This is a genomic window from Streptomyces hyaluromycini (assembly GCF_002217755.1).
Classification (GTDB): Bacteria; Actinomycetota; Actinomycetes; order Streptomycetales; family Streptomycetaceae; genus Streptomyces; species Streptomyces hyaluromycini.
On the sequence record NZ_BCFL01000022.1, the window covers coordinates 443,134 to 462,830 of the forward strand.

The 19,697-nt window shown below is 70.5% G+C and carries 18 protein-coding genes; 14 read left to right on the forward strand and 4 right to left on the reverse strand.

The window, feature by feature from the left end:
• Positions 1–599 precede the first annotated feature (599 nt).
• On the reverse strand, positions 600–1,373 hold the full coding sequence (locus SSP29_RS28800; protein ID WP_089103711.1) for an SDR family NAD(P)-dependent oxidoreductase: 774 nt from the start codon (positions 1,371–1,373) through the stop codon (positions 600–602).
• Positions 1,370–2,908 carry an acyl-CoA synthetase gene (locus SSP29_RS28805; RefSeq protein WP_089103712.1) on the reverse strand — a complete coding sequence of 513 codons (1,539 nt, stop codon included), beginning with the start codon at positions 2,906–2,908 and terminating at the stop codon, positions 1,370–1,372. The genes SSP29_RS28800 and SSP29_RS28805 overlap by 4 nt, the downstream gene beginning before the upstream one ends.
• A gap of 166 nt (positions 2,909–3,074) precedes the next feature.
• Here SSP29_RS28805 and SSP29_RS28810 point away from each other — a divergent pair, with 166 nt between their 5' ends.
• From SSP29_RS28810 to SSP29_RS28840, 7 genes are all read left to right on the forward strand, one after another.
• The gene (locus tag SSP29_RS28810) at positions 3,075–3,917 is read left to right on the forward strand and encodes an enoyl-CoA hydratase/isomerase family protein (protein ID WP_089103713.1); all 843 of its coding nucleotides are present in this window, start codon (positions 3,075–3,077) and stop codon (positions 3,915–3,917) included.
• On the forward strand, positions 3,914–4,972 hold the full coding sequence (locus tag SSP29_RS28815) for an alcohol dehydrogenase catalytic domain-containing protein (protein ID WP_089103714.1): 1,059 nt from the start codon (positions 3,914–3,916) through the stop codon (positions 4,970–4,972). Before SSP29_RS28810 ends, SSP29_RS28815 begins: the two co-directional genes overlap by 4 nt.
• Position 4,973: 1 nt before the next feature.
• Positions 4,974–6,128: an acyl-CoA dehydrogenase family protein gene (locus tag SSP29_RS28820; RefSeq protein ID WP_089103715.1), complete on the forward strand. Its 1,155-nt coding sequence runs from the start codon at positions 4,974–4,976 to the stop codon at positions 6,126–6,128.
• A 79-nt stretch (positions 6,129–6,207) separates the two neighbouring features.
• Positions 6,208–8,205 carry an alpha-ketoacid dehydrogenase subunit alpha/beta gene (locus tag SSP29_RS28825; RefSeq protein ID WP_089103716.1) on the forward strand — a complete coding sequence of 666 codons (1,998 nt, stop codon included), beginning with the start codon at positions 6,208–6,210 and terminating at the stop codon, positions 8,203–8,205.
• Between the two features lie 85 nt (positions 8,206–8,290).
• Positions 8,291–8,989: a TetR/AcrR family transcriptional regulator gene (locus tag SSP29_RS28830; protein WP_089103717.1), complete on the forward strand. Its 699-nt coding sequence runs from the start codon at positions 8,291–8,293 to the stop codon at positions 8,987–8,989.
• Between the two features lie 143 nt (positions 8,990–9,132).
• Positions 9,133–9,774, forward strand: a complete 642-nt coding sequence (locus SSP29_RS28835; protein ID WP_089103718.1) for an NAD(P)-binding protein — start codon at positions 9,133–9,135, stop codon at positions 9,772–9,774.
• Complete coding sequence (locus tag SSP29_RS28840) at positions 9,738–10,160, forward strand: NAD(P)/FAD-dependent oxidoreductase (protein WP_145968958.1); 423 nt, start codon at positions 9,738–9,740, stop codon at positions 10,158–10,160. Before SSP29_RS28835 ends, SSP29_RS28840 begins: the two co-directional genes overlap by 37 nt.
• A 162-nt stretch (positions 10,161–10,322) precedes the next feature.
• Here SSP29_RS28840 and SSP29_RS28845 read toward each other — a convergent pair whose 3' ends face one another.
• Positions 10,323–11,984, reverse strand: a complete 1,662-nt coding sequence (locus tag SSP29_RS28845) for a flavin-containing monooxygenase (RefSeq protein ID WP_089103720.1) — start codon at positions 11,982–11,984, stop codon at positions 10,323–10,325.
• Between the two features lie 290 nt (positions 11,985–12,274).
• On the opposite strand from SSP29_RS28845, the gene SSP29_RS28850 reads away from it, so the two are divergent.
• The 5 genes from SSP29_RS28850 (at position 12,275) to SSP29_RS28870 (ending at position 16,065) form a co-directional block, all read left to right on the forward strand.
• On the forward strand, positions 12,275–12,667 hold the full coding sequence (locus SSP29_RS28850) for a carboxymuconolactone decarboxylase family protein (protein WP_089103721.1): 393 nt from the start codon (positions 12,275–12,277) through the stop codon (positions 12,665–12,667).
• Between the two features lie 114 nt (positions 12,668–12,781).
• A complete protein-coding gene (locus tag SSP29_RS28855) occupies positions 12,782–13,522 on the forward strand; it encodes an SDR family NAD(P)-dependent oxidoreductase (protein WP_089103722.1) in 741 nt (246 codons plus the stop codon).
• Positions 13,523–13,641: 119 nt separating this feature from the next.
• Positions 13,642–14,829: an NAD(P)/FAD-dependent oxidoreductase gene (locus SSP29_RS28860; protein ID WP_089103723.1), complete on the forward strand. Its 1,188-nt coding sequence runs from the start codon at positions 13,642–13,644 to the stop codon at positions 14,827–14,829.
• Positions 14,830–14,849: 20 nt separating this feature from the next.
• A complete protein-coding gene (locus SSP29_RS28865) occupies positions 14,850–15,044 on the forward strand; it encodes a ferredoxin (RefSeq protein WP_089103724.1) in 195 nt (64 codons plus the stop codon).
• Between the two features lie 79 nt (positions 15,045–15,123).
• Positions 15,124–16,065 carry an SDR family NAD(P)-dependent oxidoreductase gene (locus SSP29_RS28870; RefSeq protein ID WP_089103725.1) on the forward strand — a complete coding sequence of 314 codons (942 nt, stop codon included), beginning with the start codon at positions 15,124–15,126 and terminating at the stop codon, positions 16,063–16,065.
• Between the two features lie 43 nt (positions 16,066–16,108).
• On the opposite strand, the gene SSP29_RS28875 is transcribed toward SSP29_RS28870, so the two are convergent.
• Positions 16,109–17,278 carry an acyl-CoA dehydrogenase family protein gene (locus SSP29_RS28875; RefSeq protein ID WP_089103811.1) on the reverse strand — a complete coding sequence of 390 codons (1,170 nt, stop codon included), beginning with the start codon at positions 17,276–17,278 and terminating at the stop codon, positions 16,109–16,111.
• Between the two features lie 75 nt (positions 17,279–17,353).
• Here SSP29_RS28875 and SSP29_RS28880 point away from each other — a divergent pair, with 75 nt between their 5' ends.
• The gene (locus SSP29_RS28880; RefSeq protein ID WP_089103726.1) at positions 17,354–18,460 is read left to right on the forward strand and encodes a CaiB/BaiF CoA transferase family protein; all 1,107 of its coding nucleotides are present in this window, start codon (positions 17,354–17,356) and stop codon (positions 18,458–18,460) included.
• 62 nt (positions 18,461–18,522) lie between these two features.
• A complete protein-coding gene (locus SSP29_RS28885; RefSeq protein ID WP_089103727.1) occupies positions 18,523–19,671 on the forward strand; it encodes a thiolase family protein in 1,149 nt (382 codons plus the stop codon).
• Positions 19,672–19,697 lie beyond the last annotated feature (26 nt).

A 19,697-nucleotide genomic window follows, 5' to 3' on the forward strand; every position in this document is an offset into this window, starting at 1 on the left:
TGAGCGGAGGTCCAGGGAGCGGCTTTGTTCCGGGCGGCGTGGGGGACGCCGGGAGCGGGATCGATCCCTGTGGATGGTGCCGTTCCGAGTGACCGCGGCCTGGAAAGAGGGGAGCGGCTCGGCTGTGGCGTTCGGTGTGCCGTGTCAGGCCGGACCGGCGGAGGGAACCGGCCGGTCGGGGCCGACGCGGGCTCGTCGGCTCTTGTCGCCGCCCTGACCGACCGTCTCGGTCGGTGCCGTGGTGCCGGAACGGCGGCGAGGAAGGGCTGGGGTGCGGGATCTGGGGCGCGGTGTGCCGGGCCGTTCAATGTCCGCGTTGCGTTGTGCAGCCCTGTGTCGGGGATCGCTCGGAGCGGGTGTTGCGGCGGGTCCGGGCCGGGCGGCCCGGGTGCGGGCTTGAGTGTGTGCGGCCGGCGCCCCGCGGGGGAGGACGACCGGCGACACCGCTGCTCGCATGATCCTCATTGAACATACGGGTCTCTCCTGACCAGCGATGTGGCTGCCCGTAAAATAGACCCAACGGTCGGTACAATCAATGGTTTGGTCAGGAATGGCCGCTGGGGCGGTGGTGGCGCGGGTCGGTTGCGGAACCGCGCCCGCTACCAGGCCGTCCAGCCGCCGTCGACCGTGACCGTGGTGCCGGTCATGTAGCGGGACGCGTCCGAGGCGAGGAAGACCGCGGCACCGCCCAGCTCGTCGGCTTCGCCGACCCGGCCCAGGGGAGTTCCGCGGACGATCCGTTCGCCCCAGCGGCTGTCGAGCAGCCCGGAGCTGAGATCGGTGCGGAAGTAGCCGGGCGCGAGGGTGTTGACACGCACCCCGTGTTCGGCCCACTCGACGGCGAGCGCCTTGGTGAGCGCCTCGACGCCGCCCTTGCTCGCGGCGTACGCGGCGATCCGTTCGAAACCGGTGCCGGCGTGCACCGACGAGACGTTGACGATCGACCCGGAGCCCTGCTCCAGCATCACCTTCCCGGCTTCGCGGCAGCAGTAGAAGGTGCCCGCCAGGTTCACGTCGAGGACCTGCTGCCAGTCCTCGTCGGTGACGTACTCGCTGCGGGTGAAGTGCGGACTGATGCCGGCGCAGTTGACCACGACGTCGAGGCGGCCCGCCCACTCGACGACGCGGCCGACGGCCGTCCGTACGGCGGCCGAGTCGGAGACGGAGGCGGGCACGGCCAGTACCTTGCCGCCGTGGGTCGACAGTTCGCCGGAGAGCTGCTCCAGATCGGATGCGGTGCGTGCCGTCACGGCCAGGGTGGCCCCCGCCTGGTGGAGCGCCACCGCCATGGCGCGGCCGAGGCCCTTTCCCGCTCCGGTGACCCATACGGTCTTGCCGTCCAGGCGCAGACGGGTGTTCACGTCGTCGGTCATGCCTGCTCCTCCACGGGGATGTCGCGCAAGGTCCGCTTGAGGACTTTGCCGGAGGGGGTACGGGGGAGCATGTCGACGACGTCGAAGCGGGCGGGCACCTTGAACTTGGCCAGGCGGGCCCGGCAGAACTCGCCCAGTTCCTCCGACCCGGCCGTGGTACCGGGCCGGAAGACGACGAAGGCGCGCGGGACTTCACCCCAGCGGGGGTGCGTCAGGCCGACCACGGCGGCTTCCAGGACGGCGGGGTGCTCGTACAGGACCCGCTCGACCTCGGGCGTGGCGATGTTCTCCCCGCCGGAGACGATCATGTCCTTCTTCCGGTCGTCTATATAGAGGAAGCCGTCCTCGTCGACGTGCCCGATGTCACCGGTGTGGAACCAGCCGTCTTTCAGGGCGGCGGCGGTGGCCCGCTCGTCGCGCCAGTAGCCGGCGAAGACCTTGGGGCCGCGCAGGGTGATCTCGCCGAGCTCGCCCGTGGGAGCTTCCTCGCCGGAGTCGCCGACGATGCGGACCCGGGTGTGGGGCACCGGGCGGCCGACGGATCCGAGCTTGGTCAGGGAGTGCTCACGGTCGAGGAAGGTGTCACCGGAGACGGTCTCGGTCAGGCCGTAGGCGTCGGCGAACCAGGCGTTGGGGAAGGCGGTCATGATCCGGCGCAGCACCGGCTCGGGGGTCTTCTCGCCGCCGCCCAGGACGAAACGCACGGACGCGGTGTCGTACGCCTCGCGGTCCGGGACCTCCAGGACGGCGTTGACCATGGCCGGCGCCAGCCACACGTTGGTGACCTTGTGATCCTGGATCGCGCGCAGCACGCCCTCCGGGTCGAACCTGCGTTGCAGGACGACCGCGCCGCCCGTGTACAGCACTCCGAGGGCGGGCATGTCCAGCCCTCCGACGTGGTACAGCGGGCCGCAGACCAGCGTGGTGTCCGCCGCGGTCAGCCCGAAGTGCACGATGTGGGCGAGGTTCTTGGCCTGCACGTTCCCGTAGGTGATGCACACGCCTTTGGGCCGTGAGGTGGTGCCGGAGGTGTACATCAGACGCTGCAGGTCGCCCGGGACCACGTCCACCGGCTCCACCCGGGCGCCCTTGTGGCGGGCCAGCAGTTCCTCGTAACCCGTCCACGGCGGCGCGGTGGAACCGGCGTCGAGCTGGATCCGGTGTTCCAGGTGGCCCAGGCCCGGGTCGATCCTGGCCATGGCGGGGACGAACTCCGGCTCGGTCACGATCACCTTGGCACGGGCGTGGTCGAGGATGTACTGCCATTCGTCTTCGGACAGCCGGTAGTTCAGCGGCAGGAAAACCGCCCCGATCCGGTTGACGGCGTACACCAGCTCAAGGAACTCCGGCCGGTTGTACAGCAGCAGCCCCACGATGTCGCCCCGGCCCACGCCGAGTTCGGACAGGCCGGCGGCCAGCTGATTGACCCGTTCATGCAGCTCGCGCACGGTCAGCTGCCGTTCGTCCTGGACGACGGTCACGGCGTCCGGCCGTTGGGTCACGTGGTAGTCGAGGATGCTCGCGAAATTGTGCACGGCGACTCTCTCGTTCGGCGACCGGCATTGTCCCGACCGGTCGGTTGCCCACTACAAAGTTTTCGTGTACTCATTGGTCTATAAAACCGTAGCCGCACTTTACGGCGCTCCGCAGCCACCGACAACCGTCGTGCGGAGCGATTTCCCGCCGAGGAGGAGGGTCTCTGTGCCACGTATTCGATGGGAGGCCGACGGGCCGGTCGTGGTCCTCCGGCTGACAAACCCACCGATGAACGCCTTCGACTCGGAGCAGCGGCGCGAGCTGGCGGCCGCGGTGCGCGAGCTGGCCGACTCCCGCGACGTGTGGGCCGTGGTGCTCTACGGCGGTGAGCGGCTGTTCGCGGCCGGTGCCGACATCCAGGCGCTGGCGGCGATGGGACCCGAGGAGATACGGAGCTGGAACCGGGCCCTGCAACGGACCTTCGACGAGGTCGCCCGGCTGCCGATGCCGGTCGTCGCCGGGATCACCGGCTACGCGCTCGGCGGCGGCCTCGAACTGGCGCTGTGCGCCGACTACCGCGTGGCGGCCCGGGACGCCCTGCTCGGTCAGCCGGAGGTGCAGCTCGGCATCATGCCGGGCTCCGGTGGCACCCAGCGACTGGCGCGCCTGCTCGGCCCGGCACGGGCGAAGAACCTGCTGATGACCGGCCGCCGGGTGGGCGCCGAGGAGGCGCTGCGGATCGGCCTGGTGGACGAGGTGGTCCCGGCCGACGAGGTGCTGGCCGCCGCCCTGGGCTACGCGAAGCGGCTTGCCGAGGGTCCCGCCGCGGCTCTGGAAGCGATCAAGGAGGCGGTGGACCACGGCGCCGACGCCGGCGTGTCCACCGGACTCGCCCTGGAGCGGTCCCTGTTCACGGGGGTCTTCGGCACCGCCGACGCGGCCACCGGACTGCGCTCCTTCCTCGAACACGGCCCGGGAAAGGCGACGTTCGGAGGTCCCGCGCCGGACCGCGGCGAGACCGACCACGACGACACGGACCACGACGACACGGAGGGACGTAGGGCGTGAAGGCACTGCGCTGGCACGGTGCACGGGACCTGCGGCTGGACGAGGTACCCGACCCACCGCAACCCGGACCGCACGAAGCGGTCGTGGAGGTCTCCTGGTGCGGTGTGTGCGGCACCGATCTGCATGAGTTCCTCGAAGGCCCGCACATGATCCGCACGGGCCCGCACCCCCTCACCGGAGCGGAGCCGCCCCTGGCACTGGGGCACGAGTTCAGCGGAACCGTCCTCGCCCTGGGCTCCGAGGTGCCCGGCATCGAGGTCGGTGACCGGGTGACCGCCGATCCCGTCTGGCGATGCGGTGTGTGCTACTGGTGCCTGCGCGGCGAGTACCACATCTGCCCCAAGAGCGGCTCCGTAGGACTCGCCTCCGCCGGCGCGTTCGCCGAACGCGTGACCGTGCCCCTCGCCGGGCTGGTCCGCCTGCCCGACAACGTCACCGACGAGATGGCCGCGCTCGCCGAACCACTGGCGGTCGGACTGCACGCGGTGACCCGGGCCGGAGTGCGACCGGGGGACAACGTGCTGGTGGTCGGCGGCGGGCCGATCGGCTTCGCGGTCGTGCTCGCCGCGCGTCTCGCGGGAGCGGCCGGGCTGTATGTGAGCGAGCCGCTGAAGGAGCGCAGGGAAAGGCTCCTGGAGATCGGTGTCACGGAGGCGTTCGACCCGGGCGGGACGGACGTGCGCCGCGAGGTGTTCCTGCGCACCGGCCGTATCGGCCCGGACGTGGTGATCGACGCCACGGGTGTGGCGGCGCTCGCGGGACAGGCGGTCGCCACCGTCCGGCGCGGCGGCCGGGTCGTCCTGGCGGGGGTGGGCCACGGCAACATCGAAGTGGACATGGGCCAGTTGGTCTTCTACGAGCGGGCCGTGCTGGGAACCCTCGGCTACAACTTCGACATCCCCCGCGTCATCGACCTGATGAGCACCGGGCGCCTGGACGCCTCACCCCTGCTCACCGGTCGGTTCCCGCTGGCACAGGGCATCGGGGTCTTCGGCGACCTGACTGCGGACCGGGCCCGGCATCTCAAGGTTCTGCTGACTCCCAAGGGGCTGTGACATGGATTTCGACCTGCCGGAAGAGACACGCGCGCTGCAGGAGATGGTCCGCGAGTTCGCGGCCCGTGAGATCACGCCGCACGCTGCCCAGTGGTCCGAGAACGAGGAGTTCCCGACCCATATCTTCACCAAACTGGGCGAGCTCGGGCTGATGGGCATGCTGGTGCCCGAGGAGTACGACGGCGCCGGATCGGATCTGGTCTCCTACGTGGCGGTGATGGAGGAACTGGGCGCCGCCGACCAGTCCGTCGCCTCCTCCTGGAACGCGCACTCCACGATCGCCACGCTGCCGCTGCTCGCCTACGGCACTCAGGAGCAGAAGCACCGCTGGCTGGCTCCGCTGGCCCGCGGCGAGGCCATCGGGGCGTTCGGCCTGACCGAGCCCGGGGCCGGCTCCGACGCGGCCGGCATCGCCACCACCGCCCGGCGCGCGGACGGGGGCTGGGTGATCAACGGCACCAAGATGTTCATCACCAACGCCGGCACCGACATCAGCCAGGGCGTGACCCTGCTCGCGGTGACCGGACGCGACCACGGGGGGCGCAAGCGGTTCGCGACCTTCTACGTGCCGACGGACACGCCCGGTTACACCGTCGGCCGCAAGCTGAAGAAGCTCGGCTGGCACGCCATGGACACCCGGGAACTCGTCTTCACCGACTGCTTCATCCCCGAGGACCATCTCATCGGCGAGGAAGGCGGGGGACTGCGCCAGTTCCTGTCCGTCCTCGACAAGGGCCGCATCAGCGTGGCGGCGCTGGGCATGTCGCTGGCGAAGGCGGCGCTCGCGCTCGCGGTCCAGCACGCCAAGGAGCGCGAGCAGTTCGGCCGTCCGCTGGCAGCCTTCCAGGCGGTGGCCCACAAGATCGCGGACCTGGGCACGGAGTTCGAGGCGGCCCGCTGCATGGTCTACCGCGCCGCGTGGCTCGCCGATCAGGGGCGGCCGCATGCCACGGAGGCGGCGATGGCGAAGCTGTACGCCTCCGAGGTCGCCAACCGCGCTGCCTCCCAGGCGGTGCAGATCCACGGCGGCTACGGCTACATGCGGGAGTCGGAGATCTCCCGCTTCTACGCCGACGCCAAGATCCTCGAGATCGGCGAGGGCACCAACGAGATCCAGCGCAACGTCATCGCCAGGGCACTGGTCGAGCGGGCCTGAGATCCGGGTGGCTCCGGCCCCGCGGCGCGGGGCCGGACACCAGCTCCACAAGGGGACGCAGGAGTAGTGAGGACGCACCATGACCCTGGCACCGCAGATGACCGGAGTGAGATCCACCCACGCGGAACAACTCCTTGAGATGTACCGGCGGATGAGCCGCATCCGCCGGTTCGAACAGCGGGCGTCGGACCTGTACAAGGCCACCGAGATCCCGGGCTTCCTGCATCTGTCGATCGGACAGGAGGCCAGCGCGGTCGGTGCCTGCTGGCCCCTTCGCGACACCGACGGCATCACCTCCACCCACCGGGGCCACGGTCACGTGCTGGCCAAGGGGCTGGACACGGCGTCGATGATGGCCGAGCTGATGGGCAAGGAGGCCGGCACCTGCCACGGCCGCGGCGGCTCCATGCACATCGCCGACCCGGGTCTCGGCATCTACGGCGCCAACGGCATCGTCGGCGCGGGCCTGCCCATCGCCACCGGAGTGGCCACCGCCGCCAAGCTGCGCGACGCGGGGGACGTGGTGGTGGCGTTCTTCGGGGACGGCGCGGTCGCGCAGGGCATGTTCCACGAGGCGGTCAACCTCGCCGCCGTCTGGGACCTGCCGGTCGTCTTCCTGTGCGAGAACAACCACTACTCGGAGTTCTCGCCCGCCGCCGAGCAGCACCGGGCGCCGCTCTCGGCCCGCGCCGCCGGATACGGGATCGCCTACGCCCACGTCGACGGCAACGACGTCCTGGCGGTGGCCGGGATCATGACCGATGTGGTGGAGCGGATCAGGCACGGCGGCGGCCCGGTCCTGCTGGAGGCGGAGACCTACCGCTGGCACGGCCACTACGAGGGCGACCCGCAGCGTTACCGCAGCCCGGAGGAGGTCGCCGAGGCCAAGGAGCGCGACCCCCTGCTCGTGGCCCGCCGGCATCTGGCGGCGGCCGGGGTGGACGCGTCCCAGGCCGACGCGGTGGACGAGGAGATCGACAAGGAGATCGACGCGGCGGTGGAATGGGCGAGGAGCCTGCCCGAGCCCGCCCCGGAGACCCTCCACGACTTCGTCTCCGCCCCCCGTACCGCCGTACCCGAGCCGGCCCCGCTCCCGGCCGAGGCCGAGATCTTCCGTTCGATGGACGCCGTACGGCTCGCCCTGGAGCACGAACTCGCCGCGGATCCCGCGGTGTTCGTGGCCGGGATCGACGTCGGAGCCGGCGGCAACGTCTTCGGGCTCACCCGAGGTCTGGCGCAGGCGTTCCCCGGCAGGGTGCGAGACACCCCGATCAGCGAGAGCGCGATCCTCGGTACGGCGGTGGGTGCGGCCATGGCCGGGATGAAGCCGGTCGTGGAGATCATGTACATGGACTTCATCGGCGTCTGCCTCGACATGCTGCTCAACCAGGCGGCGAAGCTGCGTTTCATGACCGGCGGCCGTGCCTCCATGCCGCTCGTCGTCCGCACCCAGTTCGGCGCCGGCCGCTCCTCGGGCAGCCAGCACTCGCAGAGCCTGGAGGCGCTGCTCGCGCACATCCCCGGACTGACCGTGGTGATGCCTTCCAACCCCGCCGACACCTACGGGATGTTGCGGGCCGCGATCCAGGACCCCAACCCGGTCGTCTTCGTCGAGAACCGGCTCCAGTACGGCCTCAAGGGACCACGGCCACCGGCCGACCACCTGATCCCGCTCGGCCGGGCGAAGGTGGTGCGCGAGGGCACCGACATCACGCTCGTCTCCTGGTCCCGGATGGTTCAGGACTGTCTCGCCGCCGCCGAGGTGCTCAGCGGCGAGGGCGTCAGTGTCGAGGTCGTCGACCTGCGCACGGTGGCCCCGCTCGACCGTCAGACCGTCCTCACCTCCCTGGCCAAGACGAACCGCCTGGTGATCGCCCACGAGGCGGTGCGGGACTTCGGGGTCGGCGCCGAACTGGCCGCGCTCGCCGTCGACGAGGGCTTCTGGCATCTGGACGCCCCGGTCACACGCGTGGCACCGCCTCCGGTGCCCGCCCCGTACGCGCCCTCCCTGGAGCGTGCGTGGCTGCCCTCGCAGGACACGATCGCCGAGACCCTGCGCCGTATCGCCGCGGTCTGAACCGAAATGGACCGAGTGATCCAAAGCTCTTTCTCACCTGACCCGTCCCTCGGTTTTCTGTACGCAGTCCCTAGAATGCTGAATCATGGCAAGACCACCAGGGCACGGACCGGGCTACGAGACCAAGCGTCAGGAGATCATCGACAAGGCGGCCGCGCTGTTCGCCGAGAAGGGGTACGCCGCCACCGGTATCGCTGAGGTGGGCGATGTCGCGGGGCTGGCCAGGGGCGCGCTCTACTACTACATCGGCTCGAAGGAGCATCTGCTCGTCGAGATCCAGGACCGGGTGATGCGTCCCATGCTCGCCGGTGTGCACCGGATCGCCGCCCTGGACGAGGATCCGGTGCTCCGGCTCCGGCTGCTGTCCCAGACGCTGCTGGAGAACATCCTGGCCCGGCTGGACCATGTCCGGGTCTACGAACACGACTACCGGAACCTGCGCGGGGACAACCGCACCCGCCTGCTGAGCCAGCGCCGCGAATTCGAGGGTGTCGTCCAGGAGTTGCTGGTTGCCGCGATGGAGGACGGATCGTTCCGCAGGCTCGATCCCGGGCTGGCCACCCTGCAGTTCCTGAACATGCACAACCACACCTACCAGTGGATCAAGCCGGGTGGTGAGTGGGACGCCCGGAGCCTGTCCCGGGAGTACTGCGCGACGCTCTTCTCGGGATTCGCCGGTCCGGGCCGCCGGTTCGACGACATCGAGGACCATGTGAGCGACTTCCTCGCCAAGCGGGAGACCGCCGCTCCCGTGCCGATTCCGCGTTCCTCCGGCAGGGCGTGACACGGGGCCCGCCGCCCGTGTTCCGGGCGTTGCCTACCTCTGCCCGCGCCGATAGTGTGGGATTTAATTCACCGACCGATCGGTATAACCTCTTGTGTCCTGCTTGGCGGTGGGCGACCGCTCGGCACGAGGAGGGATGTTGAGTGGACTGGCGAACCGAGGCCGACGTGCTGATCGTGGGTGCCGGTACTACAGGCCTTTATCAGCTCTACCGCGCCAGAGCCGAGGGCTTTTCCGCGGTGCTGCTCGAAGCGGGCCTCGGCGTCGGCGGGATCTGGTACTGGAACAACTCCTTCGAGGCGCGCTTCGAGGCGGAGAGCAGTGTCCGCGGGCACCTCTTCTCGGCAGAGCTGGGAGCCGCGTGGCAGCGCCCCGAGGAAGGCGCCGGCCAGCCGGTCATCGAGGGCTATCTCAACCACCTGGTCGACCGTCAGGACCTGCGCCCGCACATCCGGTTGGGCGCCACGGTGGGTTCGGCCGTCTACGACGACCCGACCGGGACCTGGTCGGTGCTGACCGATGACGCCGTCGAGTACCGGGCACGCTTCCTGGTCGCCGCCACCGGAGCCCTCCCGGCACCCGGCCGCCCCTGTGCGGGCGGCCGTCAGCAGGCCAGGGCCGGACACCGTAACGGCCGGGACGCGGGCGCGGGCACCGGGGCGCGCGCCAGGAGCTGTCCGCCTCGCACGTTCCGGAGAGCCGATCGTCCGCGTACAGCGACAGCGGTGTGTGCGCGGGGGGCCTCATCGTGGCCGGGGACGACGCGTTCAGCGGCGGCACGCTGAAGCGGCTCGGGGTGCGGGGCCGGGACGGTCTCAGACTGGCCGGCTACTGGGCGGACGGCCCGCGGAGCTATCTCGGTGTCATGACCGCGGGTTTCCCGAACTTCTTCTTCCCCGGCGGCCCGCACTGCGTCCCCGACAACCCTCGTCACCCCGGCGATCAGGTGGACTTCATCACCGGTGCCCTCGTACGGGCCCGCGATCACGGGCGTGACGTCGTCGAGGTGGGGCTCGCGGCCGAGGAGGAGTGGACGGACCTGATGGCCGGGGCGCCGCTCTCGTGGCGACCGCACCCGTTGCCGGGATCGCCGCTGGGAGGCCCGGCGGGCGAGACCATGGGCGACGCGTACGGGGCGTTCATCTTCTCCGAAGCCGGGCGGGCCGCCTGATGCGGGACCTTCGCGCTGCCGCGCGCACTGCGGCGTGAGCGGCGGGATCCGGCCGACGGACCCGCACGGTCGTACGCACTCGCACGGTCGCACGCACGATCACGCCGGTGCCCCAGGATCCGTTTCCCGGGGCACCGGCGTGATCGTGACGTAGAGCAGGTGTCACGCGTCGGCCGCGCTGCCCGCCTTCGACAGGTCGAAGGTGTTGAAGTCGTTCTCCCGGACCTCCTGGATCAGCTCCTGGAGCTTCCACCGCCCGGTGGGGTTCAGCAGCTGGCTGACCGCCTTGCCGGGGATGTTGGCCCCGTAGAAGTAGCTGGCCTTCTGGAAGATCGACATGTTGTCGCTGTTGTTCATGAGGTCGGTCCACTCCTGCTCCGCGGCGGCCTTGACCTCGATCACGTCGTAGCCCTGCTTGTACGCGTGCAGCAGGGCCTCGTGCGCGAACTCCACCTGGTCGCCGGCGTAGCGCGGGTTGTTGCCGAGTGCGCCGTGCGGGCCGCCGGGGAAGAAGAAGTTGGGGAACCCGGCCGCGGCGATCCCCAGGTAGGTGCGCGGGCCGTTCGCCCAGTGCTCCTCCAGCGCCAGCCCCTGCCTGCCGCGCACCCCCAGGCGGTTGAGCGCGCCGGTACCGAAGTCGTAGCCCGTGCCCCAGATGACGATGTCGAACTCACGCAGGCCCGTCGAGGTCTCGATGCCCGTCTCGGTGAACCGGACGATGGGCTCCTCGGGCAGGGAGACGAGCGAGACGGTCGGCTTGTTGTACGCCTCGAAGTAGCCCGTGCCGAACGGAGGGCGCCGGGCGCCGTAGCCGCCGTCGGTCGGTATCAGCTTCTCCGCCGTCGCGGGGTCCTTCACGATGCCGCGGATCTTCCCGGCCATGAAGTCGCACCACTCGGCGTTCACGGTGGGATTGAACGTCATGTCGCGGTAGTGCTCGGTCAGCTTCGTGAAGCCGGGGCTGTTCCAGACCTTCTCGTAGAACTCCTGGCGCTCCTCGGGGCTGACGTCCGCGCCCATGACCGGGTTCATGGCGTGCAGGAACCCGCTGGGGGAGGTGTTGAGGGTGTCCCGGATCCGCTCGTAGTCCGCCTTGAGCCCGGCCTGCTCCTCGGCCGTGATCGGCCTGTTGTTGAGCGGTGTGACCCAGTCCGCCTTCATCTGGAAGACGGTCAGGGAGGCCACCTCGTCGGCGATGGCCGGCACGATCTGGACGCCGCTGGAACCGGTCCCGACGAGCGCCACCCGCTTGCCGGTGAAGTCGATCGGCTTCTTGGGCCAGCGGCTGGTGTGGTGCTGCTCGCCCTTGAAGTCCTCCCGGCCCGCGATGCCGGGGATGAAGGGGACCGAGAGGTTCCCGGTGGCCGCGACGAGGAAACGCGTCCGGACCGTGGTGCCGTTCTCGGCCGTCACCGTCCAGGTGCCGGACGGCTCGTCGAAGACGGCCGAGGTCACCTTGGTGTTGACGGCGATGTCGCGCCGCAGGTCGAACCGGTCGACCACGTGGTTGAAGTACCGCTCGATCTCCGGCTGTCCGGCGTACTGCTCCGACCACTCCCACTCCTCCCACAGCTCCTTGGAGAAGAGGTAGCCGTAGGTGTAGCTCTCGGAGTCGAAGCGTGCCTCGGGATAGCGGTTCCAGTACCACACGCCGCCGACGCCGCTGCCGGCCTCCAGCAGCTTCGCCGAGAGGCCCGCCTCGCGAGCCCGGTACAGCTGGTAGATGCCGGTGACACCCGCGCCGATGACCACGACGTCCAGCAGGCCGGCCGGATCGGCCTGACCTCTGGATGCCGCGGCCGCCGTCTTCGTCGTCTTGCTCATCTGCCCTCCACAGTGCACAGGGGGCTGCTCCGCCCGCGTGAGCCCGAGTTTTTTATGTCGACCGATCGATCGAATATTGAGGTGAGAGTAGAGCAGGGCCCTGGCTCGATCAATGGCCGTGCCGTGAGGAGATGCCTGCGGGGCGGTGGTCGACCCTCTGAATGTCCGCCGCGAACTCCTTCGCGACCTGGCGACAGGTGATTCCTGTCCTGGTCGTTGATTATACCGACCGATTGGACTAACTTTCAGGGCGCGGGGAGGACACAGTGTCGTGCCAACAGGAGTCGCCCATGACGGCCAAGAATGTCGAAGAGCCGACCGATCTGCGCGGTGCCGGGCTCAAGGCCATGCGTGACGCACTGCCCGGGGTGTTCCCCGACGGGGACATCGACCTGCGGGACGGGCGCCTCGGGGAGGAACTGGTCGAGATCGGCCTGACCAGCGTATGGGGATCCCTGTGGGCCCGTGAGGGGCTCGGTCCGCGTGACCGCAGCCTGGTCACCCTGGGAATCCTCATCGCGCTCGGCGCGGAGACCGAACTGCGGACCCACTTCCGGATCGGCGTCACCAACGGTCTGACCCGGGACGAGATCGCCGAAGTCATCTACCACGCCGCTGGTTACGCGGGTTTCCCGGCCGCGTCGGCGGCCCGGAGTGCCGCACGGGAGGCACTCCCCGACTGACGGGGGGCGGTGCTCCATGGGGCGCCGGACGCATGCACGGGGTGCACAGCCGGCCGGGCGGCGGGGTCTGTCGAAGACCTGTCGCACGGTGTCACACGAGCGAGGAGCAGGGGTATGTCATTGCAGGGAAAGGTCGCCGTCGTCACCGGCGGCGCCCGGGGTATCGGCCAGGCGGTCGCGACGGTACTGGCGGCGCAGGGTGCGAAGGTCGCGGTGTGGGATCTGGATCTCGGCGGGGCCGAGAAGACCGTCACCGCGATCCAGGAAGCGGGCGGAACCGCGATCGCCGTAGGGGGTGATGCGGCCGAGGCCACCGCCGTGGCCGCGGCGGCCGGCCGGACCCGGGCGGAGCTGGGGCCCGTCACGATCCTCGTCAACAACGCGGGGATCACGGCCTACCAGCCGTTCACCGGCATCACCGAGGACGCCTGGGACCGCATGATCGGCATCAACCTCAAGGGGCCGTTCCTGGTCACCAAGGAGCTGGTGCCCGACATGCTGGAGGCGGGCTGGGGGCGCGTCATCAACATCTCGTCCTCGTCCGCGCAGACCGGTGCCCCGGCCATGGCGCACTACGCGGCGTCCAAGGGCGGGGTCATCGGCCTCACCCGGGCGCTGGCCATCGAGTACGCGGACAAGGGCATCACCGTCAACCACGTGCCCCCGGGCTTCATCGACACCCCCCTGGTGCGCCAGGGGCCGATCGACGTGGACGCGGTCGCGCAGACGATGCCGATGAAGCGGGCCGGCCGGCCCGAGGACGTCGCCTACGCGGTCTCCTATCTGGCCTCCGAGGAAGCGGGCTACGTGACGGGACAGACCCTCAGCACCAACGGCGGACGCTATCTCGCCTGACATCCCGCCCTGCCGCTTTATTGTTTAGACCGCATGGTCTATTTTGAGAGAACGTATGAAGCAACATCGGAGTCAGCTATGAGGATCGAGCATGGTGTCCAGGCCGCCGGGGTGAGCACATGACCGCCCCCGGAAGGGTCCTGGTGGTGGGCGCGTCGGCGTCCGGGCTCACCACGGTGGAGTCGCTGCGACGCAAGGGATACACCGGCGAGATCGCCGTGATCGGCGACGAGCCGCACGCGCCGTACGACCGGCCGCCACTGTCCAAGCAGGTCCTCTCCGGCGCGTGGGAACCGCAGCGGGCGACGCTGCGCACGGAGGAGATCCTTTCCGGCCTCGCCGCCGACTTCGTGCTCGGTGACGAGGCGGTCGCGCTGGACCCGGCGGCCCGGACCGTGCGCACCGCGTCCGGACGGGAGCTGTCCGCGGACGCGGTCGTCCTCGCCACCGGCGTCCGGCCTCGTATCCTGCCCGGCCAGCAGGGCCTGGCGGGCGTGTACGTGCTGCGCGGTCTCGACGACGCACTCGCCCTGAAGGCGGAGCTGCGCCCCGGCGCGCGGCTGGTGGTGGTCGGCGAGGGCGTGCTCGGATCGGAGATCGCGGCCACCGCACGCACGCTGGGGCTGGAGGTCACCCTCACCGGCCCGCTGTCCGCGCCGATGGCCCTTCAAGTGGGCCCGATGGTGGGCGGCTTGCTGGCGGAACTCCATCAGGAGCACGGCGTACGACTGCGGTTGGGGGCCGGGGTCGCGGGGCTGAGCGGCCGGGACGGGCGGGTCACCGGGGTGGAACTGAGCACCGGGGAGACCCTTGCGGCCGACGTGGTCGTCGTCGCCATCGGGGCGTCGCCGGCGACCGAGTGGCTGGCCGACAGCGGTCTGACCCTGGACAACGGCGTCGTGTGCGACTCCCGCTGCCGTGCCGCGGACGGGATCTACGCGGTCGGTGACGTGGCCCGGTTCCACCATGAGGGCTATGGCCGCCTGATGCGCCTGGAGAACCGTACGAACGCCACGGAGCAGGCCGCGGCCGTCGCCGGCGTCGTTCTCGGCGAGGACCGGCCGTATGTGCCCGTGCCCTACTTCTGGACCGACCAGTTCGAGGCGAAGCTCCAGGTCCACGGGCTGCTGCCCGCGGACGCCGACGTGGAGGTCGTCGAAGGCGATGTGGCGGCCCGCCGGTTCGTCCTCCGGTACGCCAGCGAGGGCGCGGTGACCGGGGTGCTGGGCTGGAACATGCCCAAGCAGACGCGCCTGCGCCGCCAGGAGGTCGTCGACGCCCTGCACACCCCCGTCTCCACCCCCTGACACGAATTGGGAGAGGTTTCATGAAGGTTCTCATCGACGAGGAGAAGTGCGTCGCCGCCGGACAGTGCGTGAACGCTTCCCCGGACGTCTTCGACCAGCGTGAGGAGGACGGCATCGTCGTCCTGCTGAACGAGAACCCGTCGGCCGAGCTGGCGGACGACGTCCGCAACGCGGCCGCGGTGTGCCCCGCACTCGCCATCCGCATAGCGGAGTAGCCGGCCGTGACGGCCCGGAGGCCCCGGGAGACCCGGAAGACAGGCACGGTGGGACAGCGCAGTACGACAGGAGTCACCCATGAGTGAGTTCAGCTTCGAAGGAAGAGTGGCCGTCGTCACCGGCGCGGGGCGGGGGATCGGGCGTGCCCATGCCCGTCTGCTGGCCGAACGCGGAGCGAAGGTCGTCGTCAACGACCTCGGCGGGTCGATGGCCGGCGAGGGGGCCGACGCCGGTCCGGCGCAGCAGGTGGCCGACTCGATCGTCGCGGCCGGCGGCCAGGCCGTCGCGGACACCAACGACGTCTCCACCGAGGCGGGCGGCAAGGCGATCATCGACTCCGCGCTGGACGCCTTCGGCCGTGTCGACATCGTCATCAACAACGCCGGCATCATCAGGTGGGCCGGTCTGCCCGAGGTCGACCTCGACAACCTCGAACGCCACCTCGCCGTCCACCTGATCGGCTCGTTCAACACCATGAAGGCCGCCTGGCCGCACTTCGTCGAGCAGGGGTACGGCCGCGTCGTGCTGACGACGTCGGCCGGTCTGTTCGGCCTCGACAACAACCTGTCGTACGCGGCGGCCAAGGGCGGCGTGGTCGGTCTGGCCCGCAGCGCACGGCTGGCCGGCGAACCGCACGGCATCAAGGTGAACGTGGTCGCCCCGGCCGCCCTGACCCGCATGGGCGGCATCGAGGACGAGGCCGCGGCCGAGGCCGCAGCCCAGCAGGCGGGCATGCCCTCGGAGGCGGTGTCGCCGATCGTCGCCTATCTCGCCCACGAGGCCTGCCCGGTCAACGGCGAGATCTACGCGGCGGGGGCGCGGCGCTTCGCGCGCTTCTTCATAGGGTCCACGCCCGGCTATGTGCACGAGGACGGTCCGGCCACGATCGAGGACGTCGTGAAGAACTGGGACGTGATCAACGACGAGAAGGACTACTACGTGCCCGGGGACCTGATGGCGTGGACCGGGGCCTTCCTCGGGCACCAGTTCAGCGAGAAGCCGGGCGGCGCGTCCTCGTAGGCGCCCGCCCGACCGGCGGCGGACGCGGGCCGGGGCATCCGGCTCAGGCGTCCCCGCCGGGCTTCGGTCCGGCCAGGTCACGGCCGATGATCTCCTTCATGATCTCGGTCGTGCCGCCGACGAGGGTCTGCACCCGTGCGTCGGCGTACGCCCGTGAGATCCGGTACTCGTCCATGTAGCCGTAACCGCCGTGCAGTTGGAGGCAGGCGGCGACCACCCGGTTCTGGAGTTCCGTGGCCCACCACTTGGCCTTGGCCCCGGTCACCGCGTCGAGTGTCCCCTCGTTGAGGTCGAGGATGCAGCGCTCCAGATAGCCGCGGGTCACCTCGACCTCGGTGGTCAGCTCGGCCAGCCGGAACCGGGTGTTCTGGAAGTCGACGAGCCGCCGCCCGAACGCCTGGCGCTCCCGCGTGTACGCCACCGTCCAGCGCACGGCCGCCTCCGCCGCCGCCACCGCGCGCCAGGCGATCGAGAGCCGCTCCAGGGGGAGTTGGGCGGTGAGCTGGCCGAAGCCCGCCCCCTCCTCGCCCAGCAGGGCCTCCGGGGGCAGCCGCACGTCGTCGAAGTACAGCTCCGCGGTGTCCTGGGCGTGCAGGCCCAACTTCTTCAGCTTGCGCCCCCGTTGGAATCCCGGTGCCGTGGACGGTACGAGGAACAGGGAGAGCCGGGAGCGGCCGGCCGCCTCCCCGGTGCGGGCGGCCACGATCACCAGGTCGGAACTGGAACCGCTGGTGATGAACGTCTTGGTGCCGTCGAGGATCCACTCCGCCCCCTCGCGCCGCGCGGTGGTGCGTATCCCGCGCAGATCGCTGCCGCCGCCCGGTTCGGTCATGGCGATCGAGGCGACCACCTCGCCCGCCGCCATGCCGGGCAGCCACCTCTCCCGCTGCTCATCTGTCCCGAACCTGACCAGGTACGACGCGACGATGTCCTCGTTGATCGAGAAGCCGGACGCCAGGGCGGCCGCCCCGACCTCGGCCAGCTCCTCCTGGATCACGCACCGGAAACGGTAGTCGTCGGCACCCGCACCGCCGAACCGCTCGGGTACGCGCAGTCCCAGCACACCCGCGGCGGCCGCCGCCTTCCAGACGGAGCGGTCGATGAGGCGCGCCTCCTCCCACTCCTCCAGATGCGGCGTCACCGAGCGCTCGACCAGGCTGCGTACGGTCCGGCGGAACGCGGTGTGGTCGTCCTCGTAGAAGCTGTACGGCATCGTCCGCTCCCAGGCCATTATCTAAAATCGCTAACTGATATACCCTATGGCGCGGGAGTCATCATAGGAGGACCGATGGCAGCGGTTCCACCCCTCGGCGATCTGCGGGTCCTGGAGTTCCTGGGCCTGGGGCCCGGACCGTTCGCGGGCATGCTGCTCGCCGATCTGGGGGCCGACGTACTGGCCGTCACCAGGCCGCGCGCCGCCCGGCCCGCGCTGGCGGAGAACCGGCCCGTCGTCGAACTCGACGTCAAGTCGGCCGAGGGCCGCCAGGAGGCGCTGCGGCTCGCCGAGCGGTGCGACGTCCTGATCGAGGGCTTCCGACCCGGCATCATGGAGCGGCTGGGACTGGGGCCGGCGGAAGTGCGAAAGGCCAACCCACGGCTGGTCTACACGCGCATGACCGGCTGGGGACAGCACGGCCCGCTGGCACCGACAGCGGGGCACGACATCAACTACATAGCGATCACAGGGGCTTTACACCATGCCGCCCGGCGCGGCGAGGTACCCGTCCCGACCGCCAACCTGCTGGGGGACTTCGGCGCGGGCGGCATGTATCTGGTGATGTCCGTCCTGGCGGCCCTGCACGAGCGCGGCCGTACGGGATCGGGACAGGTGCTCGACGTGGCCGTCGTCGACGGAACGACCTATCTCACGACCATGCTGCACGAGTACCGGTCCAGAGGCACGTGGTCGGACGTCGCCGGCACCAACAGGCTGGACACCGGCGCGCCTTACTACGACGTCTACCCGTGCGCCGACGGCGGGCACGTCGCGATCGGTGCCCTGGAGGCGCCGTTCTTCGCGGCACTCGTGGAGCTGCTCGGCCTCGATCCCGCCTGGACCGACATCCGCGAGGACCCCCGCAACTGGCCCGAACTGCGCCGGGAGATCGCGCGGGCCGTACGGCGGCGCACCCGGGACGAATGGGCGGCGGCGGCCGAGAAGACGGACGCCTGTCTGAGCCCCGTGCTCAATCTGGCGGAGGCCGCCGGACATCCGCACCTGCGCGCCAGACGCGCGCTGGTGCCCGCGCCGGACGGCCGGACGGGATGGCGGCCGACGCTGGGCGGCCGGCGGTTCGCGGGTGCGCCGTCGGCGTCGGCGGCGTCGTCGGTGGCGGACACGCTCGCACGGTGGCGGGCGGACGAGTCCGGGGGTGACCCGGCCCCGGCGCGCTGACGGGCCCGGCGAACCCGGCACCGGGTCGACACGCGGAACCTGCGATGTGGGAGCGAGGAGAGATGACGGCACGGCAGGCAGTGATCGTGGACGCGGTGCGCACTCCCATCGGGAAGCGCAACGGGGCGCTCAGCGAGGTGCATCCCGTCGACCTCTCGGCGGTGGTCCTGCGCGCGCTCGTGGAGCGCAACGAGGTCCCGCCGGAGTACATCGACGACGTGATGTGGGGGTGCGTCACGCAGTTGGGCGACCAGTCCAGCAACATCGCCCGGTTCACCACCCTCGCGGCGGGCTGGCCCGAGAGCATTCCGGGCGTCACCTTCAACCGGGCCTGCGGCTCCGGCCAGCAGGCCGTCGAATCGGCGGTGCACGCCGTCGTCGCGGGCGCCTACGACTGGGTGATCGCGGGAGGCGTCGAGTCCATGTCGCGCGTTCCGCTCGGAGCCGCCCGGCAGACCGGCCTGCCCTACGGGCGGACCGTGCTGGACCGCTACCGGACGGACCGGCTGGAACAGGGCACCGGGGCCGAGATGATCGCCCGCAAGTGGGGACTGGACCGGCACCGGCTCGACGAGTACGCCTCGCGTTCGCACGCACTGGCCGCCGCCGCCATCGACGCGGAGGTCTTCGACGGGCAACTGGTCACCGTGCCCGCCGCACCGGAGCTGAAGCAGGACGAGGGGCTGCGCCGGGGCACGTCACCCGAGACGCTGGCGAGGCTCAAGCCGTCGTTCCAGGAGGACGGGGTCATCCACGCGGGCAACGCCTCCCAGATCTCCGACGGAGCCGCCGCACTGCTCATCACGACCGCCGAGCTGGCCCGCCGTCACGGACTGCGCCCGCTGGCGACGATCCGCGCGGGCGCGGTCGTCGGGGACGACCCGGTGATGATGCTGACGGCGCCCATCCCCGCCACCCACAAGGTGCTGCAGCGGGCCGGCCTGTCGATCGGGGACATCGGTGCCTTCGAGGTCAACGAGGCCTTCGCGCCGGTACCGCTCGCCTGGCAGAGCGAGGTGAAGGCCGATCCGGACCGGGTCAACCCGCTCGGCGGGGCCATCGCCGTAGGACATCCCCTCGGTGCGTCCGGTGCCGTCCTCGCCACCCGGCTGCTGCACCACATGCGCCGCCACGGCATCCGGTTCGGCCTCCAGACCATGTGCGAGGGCGGCGGCACCGCCAACGCCACCGTCTTCGAACTGGCCGACTGACATGACCGCAACGCGCACACCGGAGG

Bases quoted from the DNA above. Each gene is read 5' to 3' on its own strand.
- SSP29_RS28885 (WP_089103727.1), top strand. From the start codon at position 18,523: ATGACGGCACGGCAGGCAGTGATCGTGGACGCGGTGCGCACTCCCATC.
- SSP29_RS28800 (WP_089103711.1), bottom strand. From the start codon at position 1,373: ATGACCGACGACGTGAACACCCGTCTGCGCCTGGACGGCAAGACCGTA.
- SSP29_RS28865 (WP_089103724.1), top strand. From the start codon at position 14,850: ATGAAGGTTCTCATCGACGAGGAGAAGTGCGTCGCCGCCGGACAGTGC.
- SSP29_RS28855 (WP_089103722.1), top strand. From the start codon at position 12,782: ATGTCATTGCAGGGAAAGGTCGCCGTCGTCACCGGCGGCGCCCGGGGT.
- SSP29_RS28850 (WP_089103721.1), top strand. From the start codon at position 12,275: ATGACGGCCAAGAATGTCGAAGAGCCGACCGATCTGCGCGGTGCCGGG.
- SSP29_RS28870 (WP_089103725.1), top strand. From the start codon at position 15,124: ATGAGTGAGTTCAGCTTCGAAGGAAGAGTGGCCGTCGTCACCGGCGCG.
- SSP29_RS28820 (WP_089103715.1), top strand. From the start codon at position 4,974: ATGGATTTCGACCTGCCGGAAGAGACACGCGCGCTGCAGGAGATGGTC.
- SSP29_RS28875 (WP_089103811.1), bottom strand. From the start codon at position 17,278: ATGCCGTACAGCTTCTACGAGGACGACCACACCGCGTTCCGCCGGACC.
- SSP29_RS28825 (WP_089103716.1), top strand. From the start codon at position 6,208: ATGACCCTGGCACCGCAGATGACCGGAGTGAGATCCACCCACGCGGAA.
- SSP29_RS28830 (WP_089103717.1), top strand. From the start codon at position 8,291: ATGGCAAGACCACCAGGGCACGGACCGGGCTACGAGACCAAGCGTCAG.
- SSP29_RS28860 (WP_089103723.1), top strand. From the start codon at position 13,642: ATGACCGCCCCCGGAAGGGTCCTGGTGGTGGGCGCGTCGGCGTCCGGG.
- SSP29_RS28880 (WP_089103726.1), top strand. From the start codon at position 17,354: ATGGCAGCGGTTCCACCCCTCGGCGATCTGCGGGTCCTGGAGTTCCTG.
- SSP29_RS28845 (WP_089103720.1), bottom strand. From the start codon at position 11,984: ATGAGCAAGACGACGAAGACGGCGGCCGCGGCATCCAGAGGTCAGGCC.